21 protein-coding genes are annotated in these 20,266 nt (G+C 51.8%); 12 read left to right on the top strand and 9 right to left on the bottom strand.

Annotation, left to right across the window (positions count from 1 at the left end):
• Nucleotides 1–74 precede the first annotated feature (74 nt).
• Nucleotides 75–812, top strand: coding sequence for a metallophosphoesterase family protein (locus tag I2H19_RS09030; RefSeq protein ID WP_195622451.1), 738 nt, complete (start codon nt 75–77; stop codon nt 810–812).
• 30 nt (nt 813–842) lie between these two features.
• On the opposite strand, the gene I2H19_RS09025 is transcribed toward I2H19_RS09030, so the two are convergent.
• The 4 genes from I2H19_RS09025 to I2H19_RS09010 all read right to left on the bottom strand — a co-directional run bounded on the left by I2H19_RS09025 (nt 843) and on the right by I2H19_RS09010 (nt 3,101).
• Nucleotides 843–1,352, bottom strand: coding sequence for a DUF5067 domain-containing protein (locus I2H19_RS09025; RefSeq protein ID WP_195622450.1), 510 nt, complete (start codon nt 1,350–1,352; stop codon nt 843–845).
• Between the two features lie 34 nt (nt 1,353–1,386).
• Nucleotides 1,387–1,596: a hypothetical protein gene (locus tag I2H19_RS09020; protein WP_195622449.1), complete on the bottom strand. Its 210-nt coding sequence runs from the start codon at nt 1,594–1,596 to the stop codon at nt 1,387–1,389.
• Nucleotides 1,597–1,598: 2 nt separating this feature from the next.
• Nucleotides 1,599–2,291, bottom strand: coding sequence for a hypothetical protein (locus tag I2H19_RS09015; RefSeq protein ID WP_195622448.1), 693 nt, complete (start codon nt 2,289–2,291; stop codon nt 1,599–1,601).
• Between the two features lie 225 nt (nt 2,292–2,516).
• Nucleotides 2,517–3,101, bottom strand: a complete 585-nt coding sequence (locus I2H19_RS09010) for a recombinase family protein (RefSeq protein WP_055287572.1) — start codon at nt 3,099–3,101, stop codon at nt 2,517–2,519.
• 1,289 nt (nt 3,102–4,390) lie between these two features.
• Between I2H19_RS09010 and I2H19_RS09005 the strand changes: the two genes are divergently transcribed.
• On the top strand, nt 4,391–4,939 hold the full coding sequence (locus I2H19_RS09005) for a hypothetical protein (RefSeq protein ID WP_195622446.1): 549 nt from the start codon (nt 4,391–4,393) through the stop codon (nt 4,937–4,939).
• Nucleotides 4,940–5,606: 667 nt separating this feature from the next.
• Here the strand turns inward: I2H19_RS09005 and I2H19_RS09000 are convergent.
• Nucleotides 5,607–5,831 carry a hypothetical protein gene (locus tag I2H19_RS09000; RefSeq protein WP_195622445.1) on the bottom strand — a complete coding sequence of 75 codons (225 nt, stop codon included), beginning with the start codon at nt 5,829–5,831 and terminating at the stop codon, nt 5,607–5,609.
• A gap of 122 nt (nt 5,832–5,953) precedes the next feature.
• On the opposite strand from I2H19_RS09000, the gene I2H19_RS08995 reads away from it, so the two are divergent.
• From I2H19_RS08995 to I2H19_RS08975, 5 genes are all read left to right on the top strand, one after another.
• Entirely contained in the window at nt 5,954–6,280 is a 327-nt protein-coding gene (locus I2H19_RS08995; protein WP_229089877.1) for a hypothetical protein, read from the top strand.
• Complete coding sequence (locus tag I2H19_RS08990) at nt 6,280–6,561, top strand: type II toxin -antitoxin system TacA 1-like antitoxin (protein ID WP_195622443.1); 282 nt, start codon at nt 6,280–6,282, stop codon at nt 6,559–6,561. Before I2H19_RS08995 ends, I2H19_RS08990 begins: the two co-directional genes overlap by 1 nt.
• Nucleotides 6,562–6,763: 202 nt before the next feature.
• The gene (locus tag I2H19_RS08985) at nt 6,764–7,042 is read left to right on the top strand and encodes a hypothetical protein (protein ID WP_195622442.1); all 279 of its coding nucleotides are present in this window, start codon (nt 6,764–6,766) and stop codon (nt 7,040–7,042) included.
• Between the two features lie 319 nt (nt 7,043–7,361).
• Nucleotides 7,362–8,015, top strand: a complete 654-nt coding sequence (locus tag I2H19_RS08980) for a hypothetical protein (RefSeq protein WP_195622441.1) — start codon at nt 7,362–7,364, stop codon at nt 8,013–8,015.
• Nucleotides 8,016–8,019: 4 nt separating this feature from the next.
• On the top strand, nt 8,020–8,445 hold the full coding sequence (locus I2H19_RS08975) for a hypothetical protein (RefSeq protein ID WP_229089876.1): 426 nt from the start codon (nt 8,020–8,022) through the stop codon (nt 8,443–8,445).
• A gap of 566 nt (nt 8,446–9,011) precedes the next feature.
• On the opposite strand, the gene I2H19_RS08970 is transcribed toward I2H19_RS08975, so the two are convergent.
• A complete protein-coding gene (locus tag I2H19_RS08970; protein ID WP_195622439.1) occupies nt 9,012–9,665 on the bottom strand; it encodes a plasmid mobilization protein in 654 nt (217 codons plus the stop codon).
• An 854-nt stretch (nt 9,666–10,519) separates the two neighbouring features.
• On the bottom strand, nt 10,520–11,785 hold the full coding sequence (locus I2H19_RS08965; protein WP_195622438.1) for an ATP-binding protein: 1,266 nt from the start codon (nt 11,783–11,785) through the stop codon (nt 10,520–10,522).
• 72 nt (nt 11,786–11,857) lie between these two features.
• Between I2H19_RS08965 and I2H19_RS08960 the strand changes: the two genes are divergently transcribed.
• The 5 genes from I2H19_RS08960 to I2H19_RS08940 all read left to right on the top strand — a co-directional run bounded on the left by I2H19_RS08960 (nt 11,858) and on the right by I2H19_RS08940 (nt 18,110).
• Complete coding sequence (locus I2H19_RS08960) at nt 11,858–12,187, top strand: transposase (protein WP_324252745.1); 330 nt, start codon at nt 11,858–11,860, stop codon at nt 12,185–12,187.
• An 849-nt stretch (nt 12,188–13,036) separates the two neighbouring features.
• Nucleotides 13,037–14,701, top strand: a complete 1,665-nt coding sequence (locus I2H19_RS08955) for a B12-binding domain-containing radical SAM protein (protein ID WP_195622437.1) — start codon at nt 13,037–13,039, stop codon at nt 14,699–14,701.
• Nucleotides 14,698–15,897 carry an MFS transporter gene (locus tag I2H19_RS08950; protein WP_195622436.1) on the top strand — a complete coding sequence of 400 codons (1,200 nt, stop codon included), beginning with the start codon at nt 14,698–14,700 and terminating at the stop codon, nt 15,895–15,897. Before I2H19_RS08955 ends, I2H19_RS08950 begins: the two co-directional genes overlap by 4 nt.
• Nucleotides 15,881–17,122 (top strand): hypothetical protein, encoded by a 1,242-nt coding sequence (locus I2H19_RS08945; RefSeq protein WP_195622435.1) that lies wholly within the window; start codon nt 15,881–15,883, stop codon nt 17,120–17,122. The genes I2H19_RS08950 and I2H19_RS08945 overlap by 17 nt, the downstream gene beginning before the upstream one ends.
• Nucleotides 17,103–18,110 carry a ThiF family adenylyltransferase gene (locus I2H19_RS08940; RefSeq protein ID WP_195622434.1) on the top strand — a complete coding sequence of 336 codons (1,008 nt, stop codon included), beginning with the start codon at nt 17,103–17,105 and terminating at the stop codon, nt 18,108–18,110. The genes I2H19_RS08945 and I2H19_RS08940 overlap by 20 nt, the downstream gene beginning before the upstream one ends.
• Before the next feature lie 334 nt (nt 18,111–18,444).
• On the opposite strand, the gene I2H19_RS08935 is transcribed toward I2H19_RS08940, so the two are convergent.
• Entirely contained in the window at nt 18,445–19,710 is a 1,266-nt protein-coding gene (locus I2H19_RS08935; RefSeq protein ID WP_195622433.1) for an ATP-binding protein, read from the bottom strand.
• A gap of 170 nt (nt 19,711–19,880) precedes the next feature.
• Complete coding sequence (locus I2H19_RS08930) at nt 19,881–20,099, bottom strand: helix-turn-helix domain-containing protein (protein ID WP_229089875.1); 219 nt, start codon at nt 20,097–20,099, stop codon at nt 19,881–19,883.
• Nucleotides 20,100–20,266 lie beyond the last annotated feature (167 nt).

Here is a 20,266-nt window from a genome sequence, read left to right as displayed (position 1 = left end):
GACGAACGGCACACGGTGCTGTATGACCGGATCGTGAGACTCGGGGACAAACTCCTGCCGTGGGGCGCGTACTGATGACTATCTATGTGACGGGCGACGTGCACGGCAGGGCCGAGTACGGGTCCAGCCGGTTTGCCTTCAAGAATTGGCCACTGGGCCGCACGCTGACGCGCGATGACGTGGTGATCGTGGCCGGCGACTTCGGCTTTGTCTGGGATGGGTCCAACGCCGAGAAATACTGGCTCGACTGGCTCGGGTCGAAGCCGTGGACCACGTGCTTCGTGGACGGCAACCACGAGAACCATCGGATGCTGGCAGGACTGCCGGCACGGGTTTGGAACGGCGGCCTCGTCCACGAGGCGCGACCGCACGTGCTGCACCTGATGCGCGGCGAGGTGTTCGACATCGACGGGCTTACGGTCCTCGCCATGGGCGGCGCCGCGAGCCATGACAGGCAGTATCGCAGGGAGGGGAGGAGCTGGTGGCCCGAGGAGATGCCGAGCGAGGAAGAGATGGGGCACTGCCGCGCCTCGCTCGACCGCGTGGGCTGGAAGGTCGACTACGTTGTGACTCACGAGGCGCCGGCTGCCCTTGCTGAGGGGCTGTGCCACGAGCTCGGGCGCGAGTATCGGGACGACCAGCTTCAGCGATTCCTTGGCGAGCTCGATGGGCGGATCGGCTACCGCGCCTGGTTCTTCGGCCACTACCACGGCGACAAATGGTGCGACGCCAGGCACCGCCTTATCTACCGAGACATCGTGCCAATCGAAGATGCTGTGTCCAGTTCTAGAAACCTTCTAGAAGCGCTCTAGAAGGTTTCTAGAAATCAACCGCTATGCGGCCTACTCCAATTCAAAGCTCTGGTCGACGGAGTTCGATCCAGCCCCAACTCCGTCGATCTTCACTTCGATGGGGGACATGCCATTGAGTTCGAAAATCGACACGCCGTCGCATTCGCCTCCCGGCGCAAGCCCTTGCGAAGAGAAGGAATCTTCTTGTAAATCGGTAGCAAAACCGCGAGGAAGCATCTGCTTATTTTGATAAGCCGTGATGTAGCTACCAACAGCGCATGAATCTGCCGACCGGTTGTTAATGGCGTGCCAGCGAACAACGGCAACCTTCCCGCCATCGCCAGCCGAGGAATCATGCACCTCGACGCCGGTGACTGAATACTCCATCTTGCCGTAAACCCCGTCTTCCTGCGCGTTATCAGAATCGGCGACCTGAACTGCCGTCTGACGATCGTCTGCCTGGCTGCACCCAGAGGTCATAGCTAGGGCGGCTGCCAGAACACCCGCAGCCCCAAAGTTCCGAGCTAGGTTGATTGCCTTTTTAACAGAGAGATGTTCCATCGATTACTCCAAACTTAATTGTTTTTGAATGTCATCAGCCAAACAGCCAAGCCCCAATGAGCATGACCACTGAAACTGCTGTAAGCGAAGCCCAGACGGCATTTTGACGGGTGATGACACCGCTGATGGTGAGCGCATTTGCGCCGGCACCATCAATGACAGTCCAAACGAGCGCCGTGACCAAAAAGACGACTAGCCCTGCCGTTATCAACTCATGGCGAGACGGCCTTAGCTTGTCGGACATATCTACTCGCCCCTCGTCTGGGTCATGACCTCGACCTTGGTCTCGGCCACGGCCGCCCGCTGCTCGGAGGCGGCGAGGCGGTCCTTGAGGGCGGCGACCTCGGCCATCAGGTCACGCTGGGCGAGGAGGGAGACGTTGAGATCGGCCTGAGCCTTGGCCGCGGCGTCGACCGCGCCCCTCATGCTTTCAATTCGATCGTCTTTTGCGGCTGATTTTGCCAAGAGCTGATTGTTCTCGGAATCGAGCTTCTTGAGCTGCGAGAGGTAATCGGCGACGGTGGCGTGGAGCTCATCGTTCTCAATCTCCAAGCTCGCAGTATCCAGCTCGAATTTCTCTTTGATGGCGGCGACCTGCTCGACGCAATTAGATTTGATGCTCTGAATCTGTTCCATTGCACTTTTCTTGGCAGCGTCGGCGTCCTCGCGGGCAGCACGAGCCTCCATCGCGGCAGCTTCGGCAGCACCCACGATGATGCGCTTAACCCGCTCGACCGCCTCATCGAGGGCGGCCGATGCGTCGAGCGCAGCCTTCACGCCGGGAGTGGCGTTAGGGTGGTAGCCATCGACCAAGCGGGCGACGGTATCGGCCTGCGAGAGACCAAGGCTCGTGCTGATGTCCTTTATGGCGTCACGGGTCTCCGATGAGACATTCAGACTGGTCATTTTCTTTTCGGACTGGACTTGGTTTTCGGCCATGATGCGGCACTCCAATCAACAACGGGCATGGCTCCGCCATGCCATATGGCTGGGAACAATGCACGGCCGCTGTTGAGTTGTCTTTTTCCTGCGATCGGTGAGTTCTAAAAAGGCGTCTCAAGTCATGCGTTCACGCAGGTTTTCGGTTAGAGAAATACCGCACCCTTATATAGTAACGCCGCCGCACTCGGGCCTATTAGGCAAATCGCGAAACGACAGACGGACTTATTTCCTGACGCCCACCAATCCGCGTTCACGAAGGATGCGGTACAGCGTTGATTTGGAGACGCCAGTCGCAGCGCAAATATCGGGAATAGGAGTCTCTCCTCCAAGATAGAGCCTTACTGCGGCATCGGCTTTGACGCCGGCAGTGCGAGGCCTGCCACCCACGTTGCCGCCGTGGCTCCGTTTGACGGCGATACCCTCGGCCTGGCGTTGCCTGATCAGATCTCGCTCAAGTTCCGCGGTGCAAGCATGGGTGCCAAGCACGAAGCGCCCGAATGCGGTATCTAGATCCACGGGCTGTTTCAGGGACGTGAGCTTCACGCCGAGGTTTCGAAACATAAGGTCATAGTTGAGCAGCTGCCTGGTCGATCTGGTCAAGCGCTCCCAGGATTCGACCACCACCTCGTCGCCCGCCCGCATCTTCTTGAACAGGCGCTTCTGTTGCGTCCGGTCGCCGTCCTGGGCACCCGTGACCTTGTCCTTGTAGATATGGCCATAGGCCACGCCGGCGTTCACCAGAGCCTCGATCTGGCGGTCCAACCTCTGGTCTTTCGTGCTCACGCGAGCATATCCGTAACGTGTCATTTCAGCCTCCTGCCTCGTATTTGATTTTCCCATGGGAATTGACGCGGAGGTTTTGACACTGGGTTTTGGCACTCGACGTTCACGGCATCGAGAGTTCGATTTTCGAGTGCCCAGAGGCATACGTTTTGAGACCGGCAAGCTGTTACCAGCTCGAGAACAGCGGACCGGCGCACCGGGCCGCTCGATAGCGGACTCAGGTTCACAGCGCAGTTTCTCAGGACTCGCATATATAGGAAGACTTGATTGGCAATCGATTTTAATGAAGTCGGCGGCGCATGTCAGAGTTTTCAACAAATCGCAGGTAAATCCATGTACCAAAAATTGGTACATGGATTTACCTGCGATGTTCATACTTGGTCAAAAGTCCATCAAGCGATATATCCATGATTTTAATGCGCGCGCTTGAGCTTTTGGCTTCAGTGGCAGTCCGACTGCCGGCAGGCGGCCACGCTATGTCCAAAGGCCACGCCTACCACCAGTGCCCGGACACGTCGACGACCCAGTGCTGCCCGTCGAGTTCCTGCCGCAGGACTACATCAGGAACGTCTTATTGGGGGGACGACCACATGGAACCCCGGGAGATCAAGCTGTACGGCTGATCCATCCGTCAACAACATGTCAAAGCCCCAAAACCCAACAGAATCGCGAACGAGGGGATAAATTGACCGCCCGGGTATTTGCGCCCGGGCGGTCAATTTTATCAACCATGGGTGCGATTCTGTGAGGCCATTTTTCTGGCATCCGCCGTTTGCTCCGGTCTCAACGCGACCACGTGCGCATTTGTCGAACAATCAAATGTCCGACAATGTCTGACGGAGCTGTCAGACATTCACGCACGAACAGGAGAGCTTCGCGAGCGATTGTAGGCAACTAGTAGCCCCATCTGCGTCTTTGACGCAGGTTCGACGTCTGACATCTTGAATGTCTGACGTTGAACGAAGCTGGCGTGCAAAATGTCCTCACAAGGCCATTTTGCACCGTCTCAGGGGCGCGATTCAGGGTTTGCCGTTGCGTCCGTTATCGTAATAATCTCCCGCAGGCACCACCGCGCACGCCGCCGTATCCGTGTCTTTTATCGTAATAATTTGAAAACTGGCTCCTTTTCGTCCTTGTCCGTTATCGTAATAACAAGGCGTGCGAGCGTCCTTCCCCCGGTCCAAGGGCGGAGCCCTGGCAAGCGCCGAACCGCCCGGATCGGCGGCAGATTTGTACACACATTTACGATGGGGGTACAAGTATGCGTCTCTTGCGGGATTTCTCGTTTATCGGCAGAAAATCGAGGTCAGAAGATGGATGAGTTCTTGAGTATTGAAGATCTGCGGTGGAAGTTCGGCGCGTCGCGAGCATGGGTGTACAAGTATCTGGCGCCGCATATCAAGTCAATCACCGTGAAGTGCTCGACCGACGACGGCGAGCGCCTGTGCAAGCGTTATAGCCTCGATGATGCACGGCGCGTGGTCGCTGAAAAGGCTCGAGCCGAGGTCTATTCCGTGCCCGTTAAAGCGGACCCCGGGAAAAGCAGCTATGCTCCATACCGCCGCCCGCGGCGCGTGCGAATCAAGACGAGCGCGTACATCGCCGAATATATCGTCGGCTTCGGCCATCTCTGGCAGATCGACGAGATTGCAGAGGAATACTGCGGTAAGCGCTCAAGAGAGGCGGCATATCAATTCATCTACCGTAACGCCTGGATCGCAATCGTGTTCGGCAACAAAACTTTCTATATCCCGAGGCGCACCACACCGCAATTCGTGGCGGCAGCAGTCGAGGTGTTCGGAGACGCCGCCCACACCGTCGAATACGCACGCGGTGGGCATAAAAGTGGCGCCACGGAATAGCGGCACTATGTAACAAATGAATAAGTGAACGGCGTAAAAAGTGAAAAACCGAACTACGTAATATCGACAATGCGACATAACGCAATAACGACAAAGCGGAATAGCCGCACTATGTAACCACGTAACAACAGAACTATTGAACATCGGACTATTCGGTCCTGAAATCTGTCCGCAAGAGTCGTACGCTGCCGTACAAAATGCCCGGCAGCGTACCGCCGCAAGCGGCGCACGCTAGGGCTCTGCCCTAGCACCCGGCACTCGCGGCGTTAGCTCATTGTTCTGCAATTCAACAGTTACGTTTTTCAGTTTTGTCGTTATCACGTAGTTCGGTAATTACACAGTTACGTAGTGTCGTAATTGCTTTGTTCGGTTGTGTCGCAGTTAAGATATGAACAACCGCCGCAGGCGCCGGGTACTAGGGCAGAGCCTTGGCAGTACGCGGACGGCCGAAACGCAGTTTTGTACGGCAGCGTACGACACTTGCGGGCGAGCTCCGGCTATGTCATTGCTGAATTACGACAAAACGCAACAACAGAGCTGTGTAACCGCGGCATAACTGATTTACAGTCGATACGAAGAACGTAATGAATGAACTAGTGAACTGCGACACAACCGAAAAAGCGAACAGATATAAACCCCAAAAACGCACTGAAACAGGCGGGATGTTTTAAATCTCAGCCCACAAATCGAAAACAGTAGCGTCCCGACGAACCGTGGCAAAATAGTCGCAGTAGTCATAGGCATCATCGGGACTGCGCATCACAGCAACAAGATCTCCGTTGTGCGCATCAACAACTGCATGTCGAAATCCCATCGTCTGACATAACATCCGGTTGCGCTGCCGCTCGATCTCGATCGCATCCAGCAGGAGGTGGCCATCATCGTTGGTCATTTGAAACTCCGATCTAGGCGATTGCCTTTTCCTTAGCGAAGGAAATGAACTTCTTCAACAACCAGATGCGTTTCTGAATTGAGGCGGGTATACGTTTTGAGACGAACTGATGGAATATGTTGGTGTGCCTAATATTCTACTACCAAATAGTAGTAGAATATTATCGTAACGATTGGAGGCTCATGGTCCGGATACACCAGAGAGTTCATGAGCGGCACCCCGAGCTCGATGACGGTGATGTCGAGGCAGCGTGGGAGAGCTACCGCTTCGCAGCCGTCCGCATACCCGGGGAACAGGAGATGCGGACGGGCTACGACCCGCATGGCCGGTACATCGAGATGGTCGGGGTCCTCCTGGCCGACGGCGCATGGCTCGTCTACCACGCCATGACACCGCCGAGCAAGAAGACGCTGAGGGAGATCGAGAACGCGAGAAGGAGAGGTTGCTGATGGAGTTCAGGCTTGCAAACGGATCCGCGATCACGGATGAGGACATCGAGCGCGAGTGCGCGGAATACGAATCCGGCTCCTGGGAGGGGAGCCTGGTGAACCTCCGTGTCGGTCGTCCCAGGCTTTCCGAGGTGGAGGCCAACGCCAATCTGTCTTTCAAGTGCCCAAAGACGGGCGCCGACCTCATCGAAAGGGCGGCCGCCGCGTGCGGGATGCGGAAGTCGGAGTTCCTTCGCTCGGCCGCTATCGAGAAGGCCGAGAGGATACTCAGGTCGGCATAGCCCCGGCGTGCCTTCCCGGAATCGGCGCTGCCGTGGGTCAGGGTATCCGCTCCAACCTTGGTCTAATCGCCTCGTAAATCGAATCCTGTTGAGCCGTTTACCTGCGAGTTTGTGAACATACGCCACTGCCATACCTTAGGTGGGAATCGTGTCCGCGCGGTGCAATACAGTAAATAAAATGCCCCGCGAGGAAAGGAACAGCATGAGCGATACACAGGAAATCGTTCAACGGCTCGAGCACGAGATGGCACAACGAGCCACCGCTGTCGAGAAGGTCGATGCTTTCAAGGCTCAGTTCAATCAGGCCATCAAGGCCTTCATGGCCGCCGACGGGGCGGTCCGCGGTCTCAACGACCACGACAGCGAGGTCGACACCCAGATCGCAACCGCCATCGACGAGCATCTTCGTGCCATCGACAGGCTGTGCCGCTTCGGCATCGACGGTGGTTTCGGTGAGAAGCATCCGGTCAAGGAGCACTAGACCGCTGCATGGCCATGGAAGTAAAGTAGAAGAGGGTCGAATCCGAAGCAGTTCCCGGACAATTGGCGTTCGGCCAGACACTTCGGTTCGACCCTTTCTCATGTGCATGGCACATGTCAAGCCAGACTGATTCTGTTGGTATAGGGTGGCATTTCACTGAAGTCGGAAACTCCCGCAACCATTGATTAATTTCGATATGTCCGAAATTAATATTACGTACATGGGTAACAAGCGTATATGGGAGCTCTCAAGTAACCGAAGTAACCGAGCCGGGGCAAAAATTGGCAAGAAGACCCCGGTGAGAAGTTTGGAGGCGAAGATGAGTGCGATGGAAAACCTGTTTATTACTCGCAGGTCAATCCTGACGGCAGCCGCATTGGGCGGACTGTCGCTAATCACCCCAAATGGTGCATTTGCTGATGGTTGCGATTCTGAAACCGTAGAATTCCTAGCGTTCCCGGATCTGAGTGAATCTGATGTCGAGGCGATTGTGCGTCAACGTGCAGAGCAAGAAGCGGCCCTTATCATAGAAGAGGCGATGTCATCTGATGGTGTTGAGCCCTATGCGACACGCGGGCGCCCAAGCTACAGCACCGTATACGGGAGCGTGCAAACGAAAGCCAGCGGATGGCACGACGTTGCTGGGCAGCCCCCGGGAGGCGTTCACATCGACGGGGGCGGTTCCATAAACGTCCAGCCGTCTGGCGGCGGTTCGGTGAGCGTATCGGTGCCGCTCCCGAATGGTCTCGGAAGCATAGGCGTATCGATACCGCTGGCAAAGCGCAATCTGTCGGCGACTGGGTATTCCATTCACATCGACGGTGCCGGCTTTTGGAAAGCGACGGCGAACGTCGAGCACAAGGTTCAGCCGTTTGTTGTTTACGAAACCGTCAACGGCGTCAAGAAGGTGTACAAAAAAGCAGCGACGAATAACTTCTTCCGCCTTTCCTTGGGCAAGCGAAAAGTAGGATGACATGATGGGCAGGAGCTATGCAAAGATAGCGGCTGTTGGCCTTGCGATCGGTCTTGCAATGGCGCTGTGCGCATCATTCGCGAAGTATAGGTCCGAGCAATCGTTTATCGATGGCGCTGAAAACGGGTTTGGCATAGACGGGATGTATGTCAGCGATGGCGCGACCGGGCCGTCTATGGCGATTCTCGCAGGCGAAGACATGGAATGGCAAATCTGTAATGGCGATGGCTCTTGCATGAGTGGTCGTTTGGCCACAACGAGCGATCCGAATTCGTTCGATCTTCTCGACGATGGTGGAGCGGATTGCGGTTCGGTTCACCTGTCATATGCATCGCGAGACGGGATGGACGGCATTCTCTACGTCTCCCACGAGACTGGCGATTTCAAGATGCGCAGAACTAACCGGGTGCCGGCTTTTATCAAGGAGTGAGAGTTCCCGGCGGCCTGCCGATCAGGCCGCCGGGGTAGCGAGCCACGCATTCATCCGTACACACGCGGATGAATGCGGGAAGTGTCCGGATGGAGTTGATAATCGAGGAAACAAAGCCGTCCCAGGCAGGGGCGGCTTTGGTCTTTAAGGCCAGGTTTTACCCTAGCCCAAAATGGCCCGAATGGCCACCAGAGGAAGAGCGACGATCGTAAGACGGAACTCGGACATAGCGACCACCTCCCCGAAAACTCGGGCAGGGCTTCAGCGCGGCGGCGCGCTGAAGCGATCCTAGCAGAGTCGTCAATCGCCACCGGTCAGCTCGTACCCCGCCTCGCGCCAGGGCAGGGCCAAGCTAGCGAGGCGGGGTACGAGCTGACTGCTTTCTGTTTAATGACTGTCAATCTCTTCTGCTATCTCCTTTCACTTTTACTCAGTAGTTATAGCTGAACGTTCTCAGATATATAAAATCATTCCTTCCATTTTCCGAAAGCCGTTTTATGAAATATCAGAAATAGCTAAACGAGTAATTGCACTCACTTCTGAATATGATCCAATTGCGCTCTGACTTAAAGATTTCTGTTGTCAGGTTCATCTACCAGATAATCATGTGGAACATAATCGACGTGATAACGCTTTTCAAGCTCCTCGATAAACCGGTCGACCTTTCGAGCGTTTTGGTAAACCTTTTCAAGCGTTCGGAAAACAGCTTTCTCGTTGTACGCGGGAAGCCCTTGGGCGTTCACAAAATACATCAGCTGATTGAGGTTCGTTCCTTCCTTCAATAACTCGTGATGGAGTTTTTCAACTTCCGCGATGTCAAAGTTGAATGATTCAATCTTTCCGTAAATTGCGCTGCGGCGAACCAGTTCGCTTGCAGAAATACCGAGCGCCGCTGCACGCTGCTCAATTGCCTTTTTTTCTGGAGCAGTGAGCATTACTTGGAACGGAACACTTCTTTTTTCAGAAATCGGCTCGCCACGTTCATCAGTTTCACGCGATGCCTGTACTCTCCTGTAATCCTCCTGTTGCTTATGGAGGGCCTTTTTCTTCCGATCGAGAACTTGCATTTCATCATCGAGATCATCAAGTGAGATTTCCCGATGAATCAGCACAGATCGAATCAACTCAGCTTCCGTACAACCGGCTTGTTCGCAAAGTTGTTGATAGATCTCTTTCTCTTCAGGAGAAACACGAGCCTTTACGAATTCATTTCGTGCCATTTTTCTACTTTCTCCGGAGTGGCCTCCGGAAAAGTAAGCAAGAAATTGAAGATTGGCATCCGTCACCTCTTGCTATGATTGCCTAATTTTTTAGAAAGAGTGGAACCAACACGCAAAAAGTGTGCTGTAGTTCACTCTTTCCCTTTTCTCCGTGACAGGAGAAAAGCAAGATTCGTAAATCATGATAACAGGGACTACGGGCCCGGTTATCATGATTTACGTACATCTTGCATGTCACCGCAGGCGACATGGGCGGAACGCAGTGGAGACACGTGATGAGAGGCCTCATCACGAGCGAGAGGCCTCGCGTTGTCGTAACGTCAGTGGAGACCGTGAGCGGAAGCGAATTTTGAATGCGAAGGATGCTGAGCATTTGAAGTTCGCTGCAGCGAGAGCGGAGTGAAAACGTAAACGCGAGGGATGCCAAGTGTTTGCGTTTTTGCGAAGTGGGTTTGCGACGCCTTCGAAAAAGTTGAGGCAGCTTTCGACAATTTCAATGGCGCAAAGAGTCCCTGGGCGTGACTCGAAGCGCTGTTGAATTTGTCAGAAGGTGACTCGATTCGCTTTACGATTCTGATTGGCGAGTCGATTCTCATGCGGCGGCAAAGCCGCCTATGATCGCTCCCTACGGTCGCTATAGATTTTCAAAACTCGCGTTTTGTTTTGAATAGATTTGAGATGCGAGATGAAAAACGATGCGAAAAAACGAAACGCCCGAGCGAGTCGCTTTGACTTTTGCGCGGGCGAAATTCGAATCAAACGAAGAACCAGACGATGAGATTTTGAGCTTCGCGTTTTAGATCTCAGAAACCAGATCTAAAAACTGCGGCGTTAATTTCACTTCGCCCACAGTATTACGGCGCGAGCACATCCAACGGAACAACTTGGACGCCGCGGTCGGTAACATAGGCTTGTGATCCAAATCCAATAATCGCTACTTTAGAAACCGGCGGGGTGTTTCCAGCAGCAACCATACGTTCCTCGACAGCAACAAGATTGTCGGATGCCTCTTCTATTTGAGCAGAGCTGAGTTTAACTTCGACCGGAATCCAGGTCCCACCAGGAGCCGCAATGACTGCATCGACCTCTAGATCACGAGAATCGTGATAGTGATAGAGACTCATCCCGTTTGCTCGCGCATAAACCCACAAATCATGGAGTGCCAGCGATTCAAAAAGTAGTCCAAGCGTCTTGAAATCTAGCAGCAAGGTCTCCGGAGTCGCCCCGAGCGCAGCGGCCGCCAGTGACGGGTCAGCAAGATGATGCTTCTTTGATTCTCTTAAGTGCACCGGAGATCTCATTGCTGGATTCCACGCGGGAATATCGCAAACGAAGCTGACCCGAGCGAGAAGAGATATATACGATGCCGCCGTTTGTCTCGATACCTCTCCACCAAGATCAGCTACGAGCGTCTTGAGTGTCGCCAAAGTGGATTCATTGCGCGCAAGCGATTCGATGACAGCTTTGACCTTTTCGGGATCGCGTCGAGAGCCATCAACACGAGACAAATCTTCTTCGGCGACTATGCCGATATAACGTTTTGCCATCGCCGACGCAGCCAGCGCATCGCGCCCGACCGCCGCGGGCCATCCGCCGCGAACAACGCACTCGGCAATCGAGGCAGAGTCCAACGACCCGAAAGCGCCATTGAACTTCTCGCCAGAAATAATGCTCGACAGCTTAACCGCACCGCTAGATTTCCCAAGTTCGTAAAGCGTCATGGTATCCATGCGCAATTTAGCGAACCTTCCAGCGCCACTGTGCATCGGCCGCTCATTGTCTCGCGGCGTCGCCGACCCCGTAAATATGAACTGGCCAGGCTCGCCGCCGCGGTTGTCGCACTCAAACCGCGCCGCGTCCCAAAGTTTCGGGACCTCCTGCCATTCGTCGATCAGCCGCGGCACCTCACCGGAAACGGCAAGCGCCGGGTCCGTCTCGGCACGCAGACGATTCTCGAAGTTGCGCGACGGATCCATGAGAAGGAGCCTGGACGCCGCACGGGTCCCGGCTGTGGTTGTCTTTCCACACCATTTCGGTCCTTCGATGAGAACGGCACCGAATATCCCTAGCATCTGGTCGAGCTCAGTTTCGATAATTCTAGTGTAGTACTTTTTTGGCATATTTTTCACCATTGTTTACCAGCGCGTTTAACTAAATTTACCGTTTTCATTTAACCAGATTTTGCCTTTTCGATTAACCAGATTTTCGTATTTCAGTTAACGAAACAGATTAAACATGACGAGTCAAGCCACGACAGGCTCGCGTCGTACTGCGGCCTGGCGCCGCGCAACTGCCAGGCGGGGACCTCGATCTCCTCGGTGACGGCATCGCGCCAAGGCAACAAAAGGCTGAAGAACCTGCTCATATTCTCGTGCAACGACCTTACCCGGACAGAGGGAAGATGGAGCGACTACTACGCCAGGTGCCGAGAACGGGGCATGCCGCACGGCAAGGCGCTCAAAACGCTGGCGCGAAAGAGGTTGAAGGTCACCTACGCGATCATGCGGGACAGGGTGCCCTAAGCCGCCTAGTCGAAACGCAGCACTCCGAACAGACTGGAGTCCGCCGGTCGAAAGGCCTGGCGTCAGCATTTCGCGATTCGATCTCGCGAACGGCATTCCCCGGTTGACAAAACTATAGGAACACCTGTGCTGTTACTCCTGCTATGCGCGTGATTGAGTATCCGCTAGCTTAAACACTGCTGAATATCGCGTAACAGCACCGCCGTTATCATGTGTTGGCATCTGGGCAGACGCTGGTCCTTGTGTCCTGTTATTGCTAGCGCTCCATCTGCAGCACTGCCGCATGATGGCCTCTCCCATGTCGGCCCAGATCGCGTCTATGTGAAACCCTCGTTCAGTCGACCGCATGGCGGCGCGAGTGTAACGGGATGCCTGGAGATGCATTTAATAGCGGTGCCTGACGGCAATATTCGGTCGGGAAGACAGCGGTGCTGATTCGCAATACAGGTGGTGTCGAAAGGGCCTAGGACTCATGTGATTGCATAAGCCGCAACAGTGCTGAAAAGGCTAACTGCTTTTGTTCGTGCATTGGCATCATATTCATAAAAACAACTGGTCCCGACGTTGAATCTAAAATCATCGTTTAGCATTGATCCTGGCTGTTTCCAGAAAGCCACTAGTTTTTTAACTCATACATGAAAAGGAGGTGACGAAAATGGAGAAAGAGGAAATCGAGATGGCCAGCGATAAATCGGCTTCCGACATCGAGATCACTGTTGAAGAACTTCTGGACTTCGGCATTGATGTTGATCAGGTTATACAGCGCCGCTGCTAAGGTCTGATAACACAATCGCCTCCGTTTAATGTGACGGAGGCGATTCCTATTCGCCCGAAAGAAAGGAGCTCAAGTTGAAGGTTGATTTCACTCTGATCAATCCGGTGAATCACTACAGGAAGACCCTTGTTGATAATCTGGCCATCTTGAATCTAAGGGCCGTTTCTGAAGCAGCGGGATTTTCAACTCACGTTATTGACTTTCAGCGTAAGTTCCTCGAAGAAGAAAAGACTTTTTCAAAAGAAATCTATCGGTGGTTCTCCGACGAAATAAAAGCAATCGACTCCCATGTTTTTGGTGTTTCGATCATGAACGCCTCTTATATCTGGGGCATCATGATAGCGAAGATTATTAAACGGGCGCATCCCGAATCGGTTATCATATTTGGTGGTCCCCAGATCACTTCACTTCGAGAAATGGTTTTTCAGGATTGTCCCGAGGTTGACTTTCTATCGATCTTTGATGGGGAAGAAACCCTCCCGCTTCTACTCGAATATATTGCTTGCGGCGCTCAGGGCGATTTACCTAAAAATTCGATTTCTAAAACCGGGGATTCTGGATTATGCGAGTTGATTGAATACGACATTAACAACCTTCCGGAACTCGACTACTCCAATTCATACGGCATGAACGTGGTCAACATTGAGGCAGGTAGAGGTTGCCCGTTTAATTGCTACTATTGCTCATCCAGAGTGCTTCTCGGTCAGAAAGCGCGATTTCTTAATGTCGACAAACTGCTCGAAACCTCGCAGCGTGTCTACGATTGCATGGCAAAAACCGGCACTCTTTCTTCAATTAACTATAATCATGATAACTTTTTAGCATCGCACAAGTACTTCTTTGAATTTGCAGTCAAAAAATATGCAATGAATTATGATTTCAAATACAACTGTGAGGGACGAATCGATACGATAACTCCCGAGATCATTGGCCTACTTAAGGCAACCGGATGTATCTCCGTATTTGTTGGCTTGGAAACTGGATCGCAAAGAATACAGCGAATCTGCCGGAAAAACTTGAATCTTAAAAAAGTAATTCCTACCGTAAAATCCATCATTTCTTCTGGCTTGAGATTCGAAACCAATTTTATCATCGGTTTTCCAGAAGAAACATATTCCGAAGTACTCGACACCCTTGCCCTTGCTCAAGAAGTCGCGTCGACCAGTTTTATGTCAAACGTTGACTTTTCCTATATGAGCCCAGAGCCTCTTACTGATGTTGCTCAAGGGGTGAATAAAGGGGATTATATCATCGTAAAAGAATCTCAGTATTACTTAGATTTACTTGCTGCCGGAATTGACCCAAACAGCCTGTCACCTCTTCATTTCAATCATCTGTACACAGTCAGAAATGAAAATTACGACATTCTTGACGTGCTCGCGCGTGCCGATACGTATTTTGATTTGATAAACCATTTTAAATTCGCAACCTACCTTATGATTCATCGAGATGGTAGAAGCATTGAAGATATTTTTGAAATGTGTCGCGATCGTGATGCATTTGCCGTTGCAGAAAGCTATACGGCAACTCTAGATCAAGCTGGTGTGTATTATGCGGTTTCTTGTTTCGAAATCGACCGGCTGGCAATAGTTCGTCGAGAAGAAAGAGCGCAGGATGTCCTATTCTATCGATACCCTGTTCAAAAGCTTTATCAGCTCTTCATTGAGACTATGAACATTTCAGGCTTCGAATCAGTGGCGAGCACCCCGACAAAAATAGTCGTTAGGAGTGCCAAATGAATAAGAATGCCACTGCGCAGCTGCACATCTATTCCGCCTTTTTCGTTCTCGCGGGATTTGTTTTAAATCGGGGAGTGTTTCTACTTTTCCTTGCGGAGAAAGGAATGTCTGTCACGGAAATCGCGCTTTATCAAGCCCTGTTTAACATTGCAACGGTCGTCCTCGAGCTGCCAACAGGGCTGATAGGCGATTTCTTTGGAAAGAAGTTCTCGATTCAAGTGGGCGTGCTGCTGCTTTTCTTCCATACGGCTGGCATGCTGTTGCTCTCAGGCCCCTTTCTCGTCGCGCTTTCCCTTGTTGAGGCACTCGCCTACTCCCTTCAATCGGGATCCGAACAAGCACTTTTATATGAAATTGCCCGAAATGCCGGTCAAGGAGAGCGCTTCCTCACCATCAACGCTCGGCTGCTTGCCGCGCAATCAATCGCGACGGGAGTGGCAATCGTACTTGGATCATTCATTGCCCAAGTATCTTGGAGTGCCCTCTACGTATGCGTTTCCGTTTTCTATCTCCTGCAGCTTTTCCTTCTGTATCCCATTGAGAGGATGGAAACGACCCATTCCAAAAACTCTGGGGAGGAAAGGTTTGACGTAGCCAAGGTCTTCAGACGCGAAACCTGGTGCATTGGAGAATCCGCTTTTGCGGTGTTGCTTCTTCTAATCGGCACAAGCATGCTCGATGGATTCTATGGGAGTTATTACAACTTGAATCAGTTGGTATTCGACGCATTTGATGCTCCCGTCTCCATAATAGGAATCTTTTTCGGTGCATCCTATGCAGTAAATGCGACGGCCTACATTGCAGCAGATTTCTTCTCATCGCGTTTCGGGAAAAGAAATACCATGCTCGGCTCGATGCTAATCGAGGCCGGTCTTTTCATGATTCTTCCGTGGTTCGCTTCAAATCCGCTGTGTTTGTTTGGCCTTAGCATGGTGCTTTGTTTTCTCCCAGAAGTGGTGTACATCACTTCGGAAAACTTAATCCAAGACGCGATAGCGGACGATCTCCGCGCGACAATCCTTTCCGTCGCGTCTCTGGTAAGGGCTCTCTTTTCTGCAATGTTTTTCTCCATATTTGGATATGTGTTGGGGTTATATCCCATTCAGATAGCGCTCGGTGTTATTGGCGCAATTGCGATAGCAATTACCGCCGTTGTTTCTTTAAAAATGGTAGGAATACATGTCTCCAAGAATTGATATATCGATTGACGAGCTGCCCGAAGCGTCGAGCCTTCTTGATGGACATGACTATTCGTCACAAATCATTCAGCGTATCGCCGGGGTTCCAGTAATACTCGATGCATCGGGATGCCCTCATTCCCCTTTTTTCGAAGTTGAATATGATGACAGGACGATTAGGTTTACAAGTCGACATGATAATGAGCATATTGTCGAGTTGGGGAGGAAGCTTGACTACGTCCATCACAATTGCAGCGGCTTTCTAAAGACTTTCTTTTTGAGAATAGATGTAATTGATGGTCACTGCTATTCGCTAAGCAATCATGCAAAGTCGCTGTCCATTGCATTCCGGACCGGAGGAAGGGTGGGACCATTTTTACATCTCCTCTCTTCTCACTATTTTTGTGTCAATGATTTTTCTGTTACGCAAATCGGAAGGCAGGAAGTCAAACTGAGCAGCGCTGCGTGCACTCAGACTATGACGATAAAGCGCATCGAGAATAGATGGGTTGACGTCTTGTGTTTTCTTCTCGGAAGAACCATGGCAAGCTGTAATACAAACATGCCCTTATTAATTGAGCGCTATTGCAAGAGCACGCGGCTGCACCATGGATTATCTGGCATAGAGGCTTTTATCGTTTTTTCAAACAAGCACTCTCCCTATTTCGCTGACGAAGAAGGACGTAGGAACATCCTCTCTCTCGTTGACACAGAGGCGATCAGAAGACTTCTGTCGCCGAAACTGAAAGACCCTTCCTTCGATTACGGCGTGAATAAATCCGATGAACAAAGAGAGATAACTGCGAAATTATCAATTTCATGCGACAAATACTACCCCAATAAAAAGATTGTAAAACTTATAGCGCTTCAATTATCATCGTCAGGCAGGTATTATCCAAAGCTCATGTTGAGTGATTATTTCTCTCCTCAATCGGATCGGGCTGATGTGCACCTGCTTTTAATTCCGAATACTTTCAATGACCCTATTTTTATCTACTATCAACTCACACTACTGACGGGCTTGGGCAACCGAATGCGTCTCCAAAAGTATTTATCGGTTTTGAGCAGGTATTTTTCTGGCATGATTTCGCGCCAGGCGTTTAACGAGAGAGCCGTCGAACTGTTTGGCGAGGCTGCGTGTTTTCTGCCGATCGGACGACTCTCCAGCGCCTTCTTCATGCGAAACACTTTTCCAGAAGAAGGCTTGAGGGAAAGGATATTAAATGTTCTATTGGAACGATAGTGCTTATATCAGGAGAGATTCCAACGAACTTATATTGCAAGGATTAAAATCGCGAGTGAGGGTCAAAATCTCTGATTTGAGTACGAATCTTTTCGAACAGCTCGCCAAACAAAATATGATAGATGAGACGAACCTTGAAGCTCGCGAGCAACGATTCTTGCTAAGGCTCAACGAACTTGGTTTTCTAGAAACTGAAGAATACGAGCTGGGATCACCCCGCTCGAGGACAGCTCGCTTTTTGTCTTATTATTCCGATGCTCCGCTGACGTTACTTAAGCAAATCGGTGCCGTTCATCTTGCCATCGTTGGCATGGGCGGCATAGGGCAGGTGGTGGTGGAGCATTTGGCTGCTGCTGGAGTTCGTCATTTTACATTAATCGACGGGGATCGAGTTGAGAGGTCAAACGTAAATCGTCAGTTTCTTGTTGGTCCCGACGAAATAGGAGAAGCAAAAGTAGAGGCAGTTTCCAAAACACTTGTCAATCGCTATCCGGATCTTTCGCTTAATCCAGTTGCGTCTTACGTCCGCTCTGCCGAAGATCTCATGCGTTGCGTTCCTTCGAGGACTTCAATGCTTGTTTGCGCTGCAGACTGTGGGGAAGGGGTCAATCCCAGGTCAATAGTTCTTGAAGCATGTATAGAAAAGGACATTCCCTGTGCATTTTGTGCTGTTGGAGTAGCTGATGGGGAAATTGGGCCTATTCTCGAAAAGAAGAACGATATGAAATCCTATCTCTCTTTCCTCCAGCAAGCCGAAGAAAACATAGTCCACATGCCCGTGCCAAAGGGATCAATTTGTTTTACGAACACTCTCGTGGGAACTGCGCTGGCAATGGAGATATACCGATATCTTTGTATAGGATCGAGCCCTATGCATCAACATACATGCTTCTGCTCCTTCATGAACTTTAAGGGTTTAATGTACAAGAGGATAGGCAGCGAGAATGATACGAATTCTGTAAAAAATCCCTGTGAAGCATTGGCTTGACAATGTCTGACGGCACTGTCGGACATCTACGCGTGGGACAAGCGAGTAACGCGAGCGATTTCAGGCCACTAGTGGCCCCAGCTGCGGCTTTGCCGCAGGTTCAATGTCTGACATTGAACGAAGCAGGCGTGCAAAATGGCCTTTATGATTAGCTTGGGGCACGTTTTCGCACGGTTTAGGGTGGTACCGCAGCGGCATCCACAATTGAAGGCCGTTTAGTACCCGCCGCCTGACCGCAGGTCTGGCGGCGGGGCGCGATTCGAACCAAGCGAAGAAACAGGCAATGAGATTTTGAGCTTCAGGCTTTAGATCTCAGAATAGCGATGCTCTGTTTTTAGACACCAAGCGTATCGACCGGAGCGATAACGATTCCGTCGCTGGTTACATGTGCCGGCATTCCATAACCGATGACGATGAGTTTTGCAGTAGGCGCCTTCTCGCCTCGATCGACCATCTTCCGTTCAAGCCTGTTCAAATTTTCAGACGCCTCCGGAACCTGTGGACTCCCCAACTTGACTTCGACAGCGATCCAAGAGCCATCGCGCTTGTGTATCACGGCATCTACCTCCAAATCATCGGTGTCGTGGTAATGCGATACGAGAGCATCGTTGACTGTGGCATACACTTTAAGATCATGCAGAACTAAAGATTCGAATAGCAGTCCAAGTGTCTTCGGATCGGATGCAAGCGAATCTGGGCTGGCACCGAGCGCCGCGACCGCAAGTGAAGGATCTGCAAGATGTCGCTTCGCGCTCTGGCGCAGTTTTACCGGAGACCGAAGCGCCGGATGCCACGCTGGAATGTTATCGATGATATTGATTCGACACAGAGCATCGAGGTATCGCAGAATTGAGTTGCGAGACACCTCGCCGCCCATATCCCTTTCAAGGGCCTTTGTGCCTGCAAGAGTTGACTCATTGCGAGAAAGCGAAGACAAAAGACTTCTGACTTTCACGGGATCTCGCCTGACTCCATCGACCTTTGAGACATCGGATTCGCAAACACCGTCGACATACGCCGAGGAGATACGCATGGCGTCTGCAGTCGACTTGCCAACGGCTTGCGGCCAACCGCCTCGACACACCAAGTCCACGATGGCGGGGATACCTTCGATTGATCCAAGAGCAACCCCAGTAGGCTTTTCAGCGAGCAGCGCTCCAAGGGAAACCGATCCCGATGAAATACCGAGCTCGAGGAGAGTCATCGTGTCCATGCGGAGTCGAGACACGCGCCCAACTCCACTATGCATAGGTCGGTTCGCGTCGTTCGGCGTAGCAGACCCAGTTAGAAGAAACTGTCCAGGCTCGCCCATTCTTCGGTCGCACTCGAAACGCACTGCATCCCATATTTTAGGCTCCTCCTGCCACTCATCGATGAGTCGCGGAGTTGGACCTACTATCGCTTGGGCGGGATCGAGCCGGGCAAGCTGAAGTGCCGCAAAACCGCCGGCTGGATTTGAAAGGGATAGGGAGGATGCTGCAAAACGTTGCGACGTTGTGGTTTTTCCGCACCACTTCGGTCCCTGGATAAGCACAGCCCCGAAGATACCGAGGTCGCGTTCAACCAAGCGGTCAATACATCTGTCCATATATTCTGCCATGGCTTCAGTACCCCTTCTGAATCGTCCAATCAAAAATAGCATTTTACCAGCAGCGTGGGACGATTTTCAGGTAATCCGTGGGACGATTTTCAGGTAATCCGTGGGACGATTTTTCATTTTCACAGTTCACAGCAGAGTGTTCGGTGAGATGGACTGTAAGACGAATAAATTTAGCTGACGTCTCTCATGAGTTCAGAAATGGTGATGTGAAAGCCGTCGGCAATCTTCTTGAGATTTGAGAGGCTGACATTGCGCCGCCCGACCTCAATGCTCGCGTAGTAGGAACGATCCATTTCAATCAAATTGACGAACTGCTCCTGACTGCACCCGAGTCCAGCGCGGAGCTCTTTGCATCTCATGCCGAATGATTTCTGAAGCGTCGTATCCATGACAAAAAGAGTCATGGATTGTTGTATAAATGCCAACGGACTATATAAAACAATCCCAGTTGAGGAGCATAATTACCTATATTGGAAAGAGCTCTGATGCCCAGTCGGATATGGCACGGAAAAGGAATGGAACAGCACAATGACTCAGGGAAAGCATTTCGCTGCCG

The sequence above is a fragment of the Collinsella aerofaciens genome (assembly GCF_015560135.1).
GTDB classification, from domain to species: Bacteria; Actinomycetota; Coriobacteriia; order Coriobacteriales; family Coriobacteriaceae; genus Collinsella; species Collinsella aerofaciens_AN.
This window is presented reverse-complemented; position numbering and strand designations above follow the sequence as displayed.

Bases quoted from the DNA above. Each gene is read 5' to 3' on its own strand.
- I2H19_RS09030 (WP_195622451.1), top strand. From the start codon at position 75: ATGACTATCTATGTGACGGGCGACGTGCACGGCAGGGCCGAGTACGGG.
- I2H19_RS09025 (WP_195622450.1), bottom strand. From the start codon at position 1,352: ATGGAACATCTCTCTGTTAAAAAGGCAATCAACCTAGCTCGGAACTTT.
- I2H19_RS09020 (WP_195622449.1), bottom strand. From the start codon at position 1,596: ATGTCCGACAAGCTAAGGCCGTCTCGCCATGAGTTGATAACGGCAGGG.
- I2H19_RS09015 (WP_195622448.1), bottom strand. From the start codon at position 2,291: ATGGCCGAAAACCAAGTCCAGTCCGAAAAGAAAATGACCAGTCTGAAT.
- I2H19_RS09010 (WP_055287572.1), bottom strand. From the start codon at position 3,101: ATGACACGTTACGGATATGCTCGCGTGAGCACGAAAGACCAGAGGTTG.
- I2H19_RS09005 (WP_195622446.1), top strand. From the start codon at position 4,391: ATGGATGAGTTCTTGAGTATTGAAGATCTGCGGTGGAAGTTCGGCGCG.
- I2H19_RS09000 (WP_195622445.1), bottom strand. From the start codon at position 5,831: ATGACCAACGATGATGGCCACCTCCTGCTGGATGCGATCGAGATCGAG.
- I2H19_RS08990 (WP_195622443.1), top strand. From the start codon at position 6,280: ATGGAGTTCAGGCTTGCAAACGGATCCGCGATCACGGATGAGGACATC.
- I2H19_RS08985 (WP_195622442.1), top strand. From the start codon at position 6,764: ATGAGCGATACACAGGAAATCGTTCAACGGCTCGAGCACGAGATGGCA.
- I2H19_RS08980 (WP_195622441.1), top strand. From the start codon at position 7,362: ATGAGTGCGATGGAAAACCTGTTTATTACTCGCAGGTCAATCCTGACG.
- I2H19_RS08975 (WP_229089876.1), top strand. From the start codon at position 8,020: ATGGGCAGGAGCTATGCAAAGATAGCGGCTGTTGGCCTTGCGATCGGT.
- I2H19_RS08970 (WP_195622439.1), bottom strand. From the start codon at position 9,665: ATGGCACGAAATGAATTCGTAAAGGCTCGTGTTTCTCCTGAAGAGAAA.
- I2H19_RS08965 (WP_195622438.1), bottom strand. From the start codon at position 11,785: ATGCCAAAAAAGTACTACACTAGAATTATCGAAACTGAGCTCGACCAG.
- I2H19_RS08950 (WP_195622436.1), top strand. From the start codon at position 14,698: ATGAATAAGAATGCCACTGCGCAGCTGCACATCTATTCCGCCTTTTTC.
- I2H19_RS08945 (WP_195622435.1), top strand. From the start codon at position 15,881: ATGTCTCCAAGAATTGATATATCGATTGACGAGCTGCCCGAAGCGTCG.
- I2H19_RS08940 (WP_195622434.1), top strand. From the start codon at position 17,103: ATGTTCTATTGGAACGATAGTGCTTATATCAGGAGAGATTCCAACGAA.
- I2H19_RS08935 (WP_195622433.1), bottom strand. From the start codon at position 19,710: ATGGCAGAATATATGGACAGATGTATTGACCGCTTGGTTGAACGCGAC.
- I2H19_RS08930 (WP_229089875.1), bottom strand. From the start codon at position 20,099: ATGGATACGACGCTTCAGAAATCATTCGGCATGAGATGCAAAGAGCTC.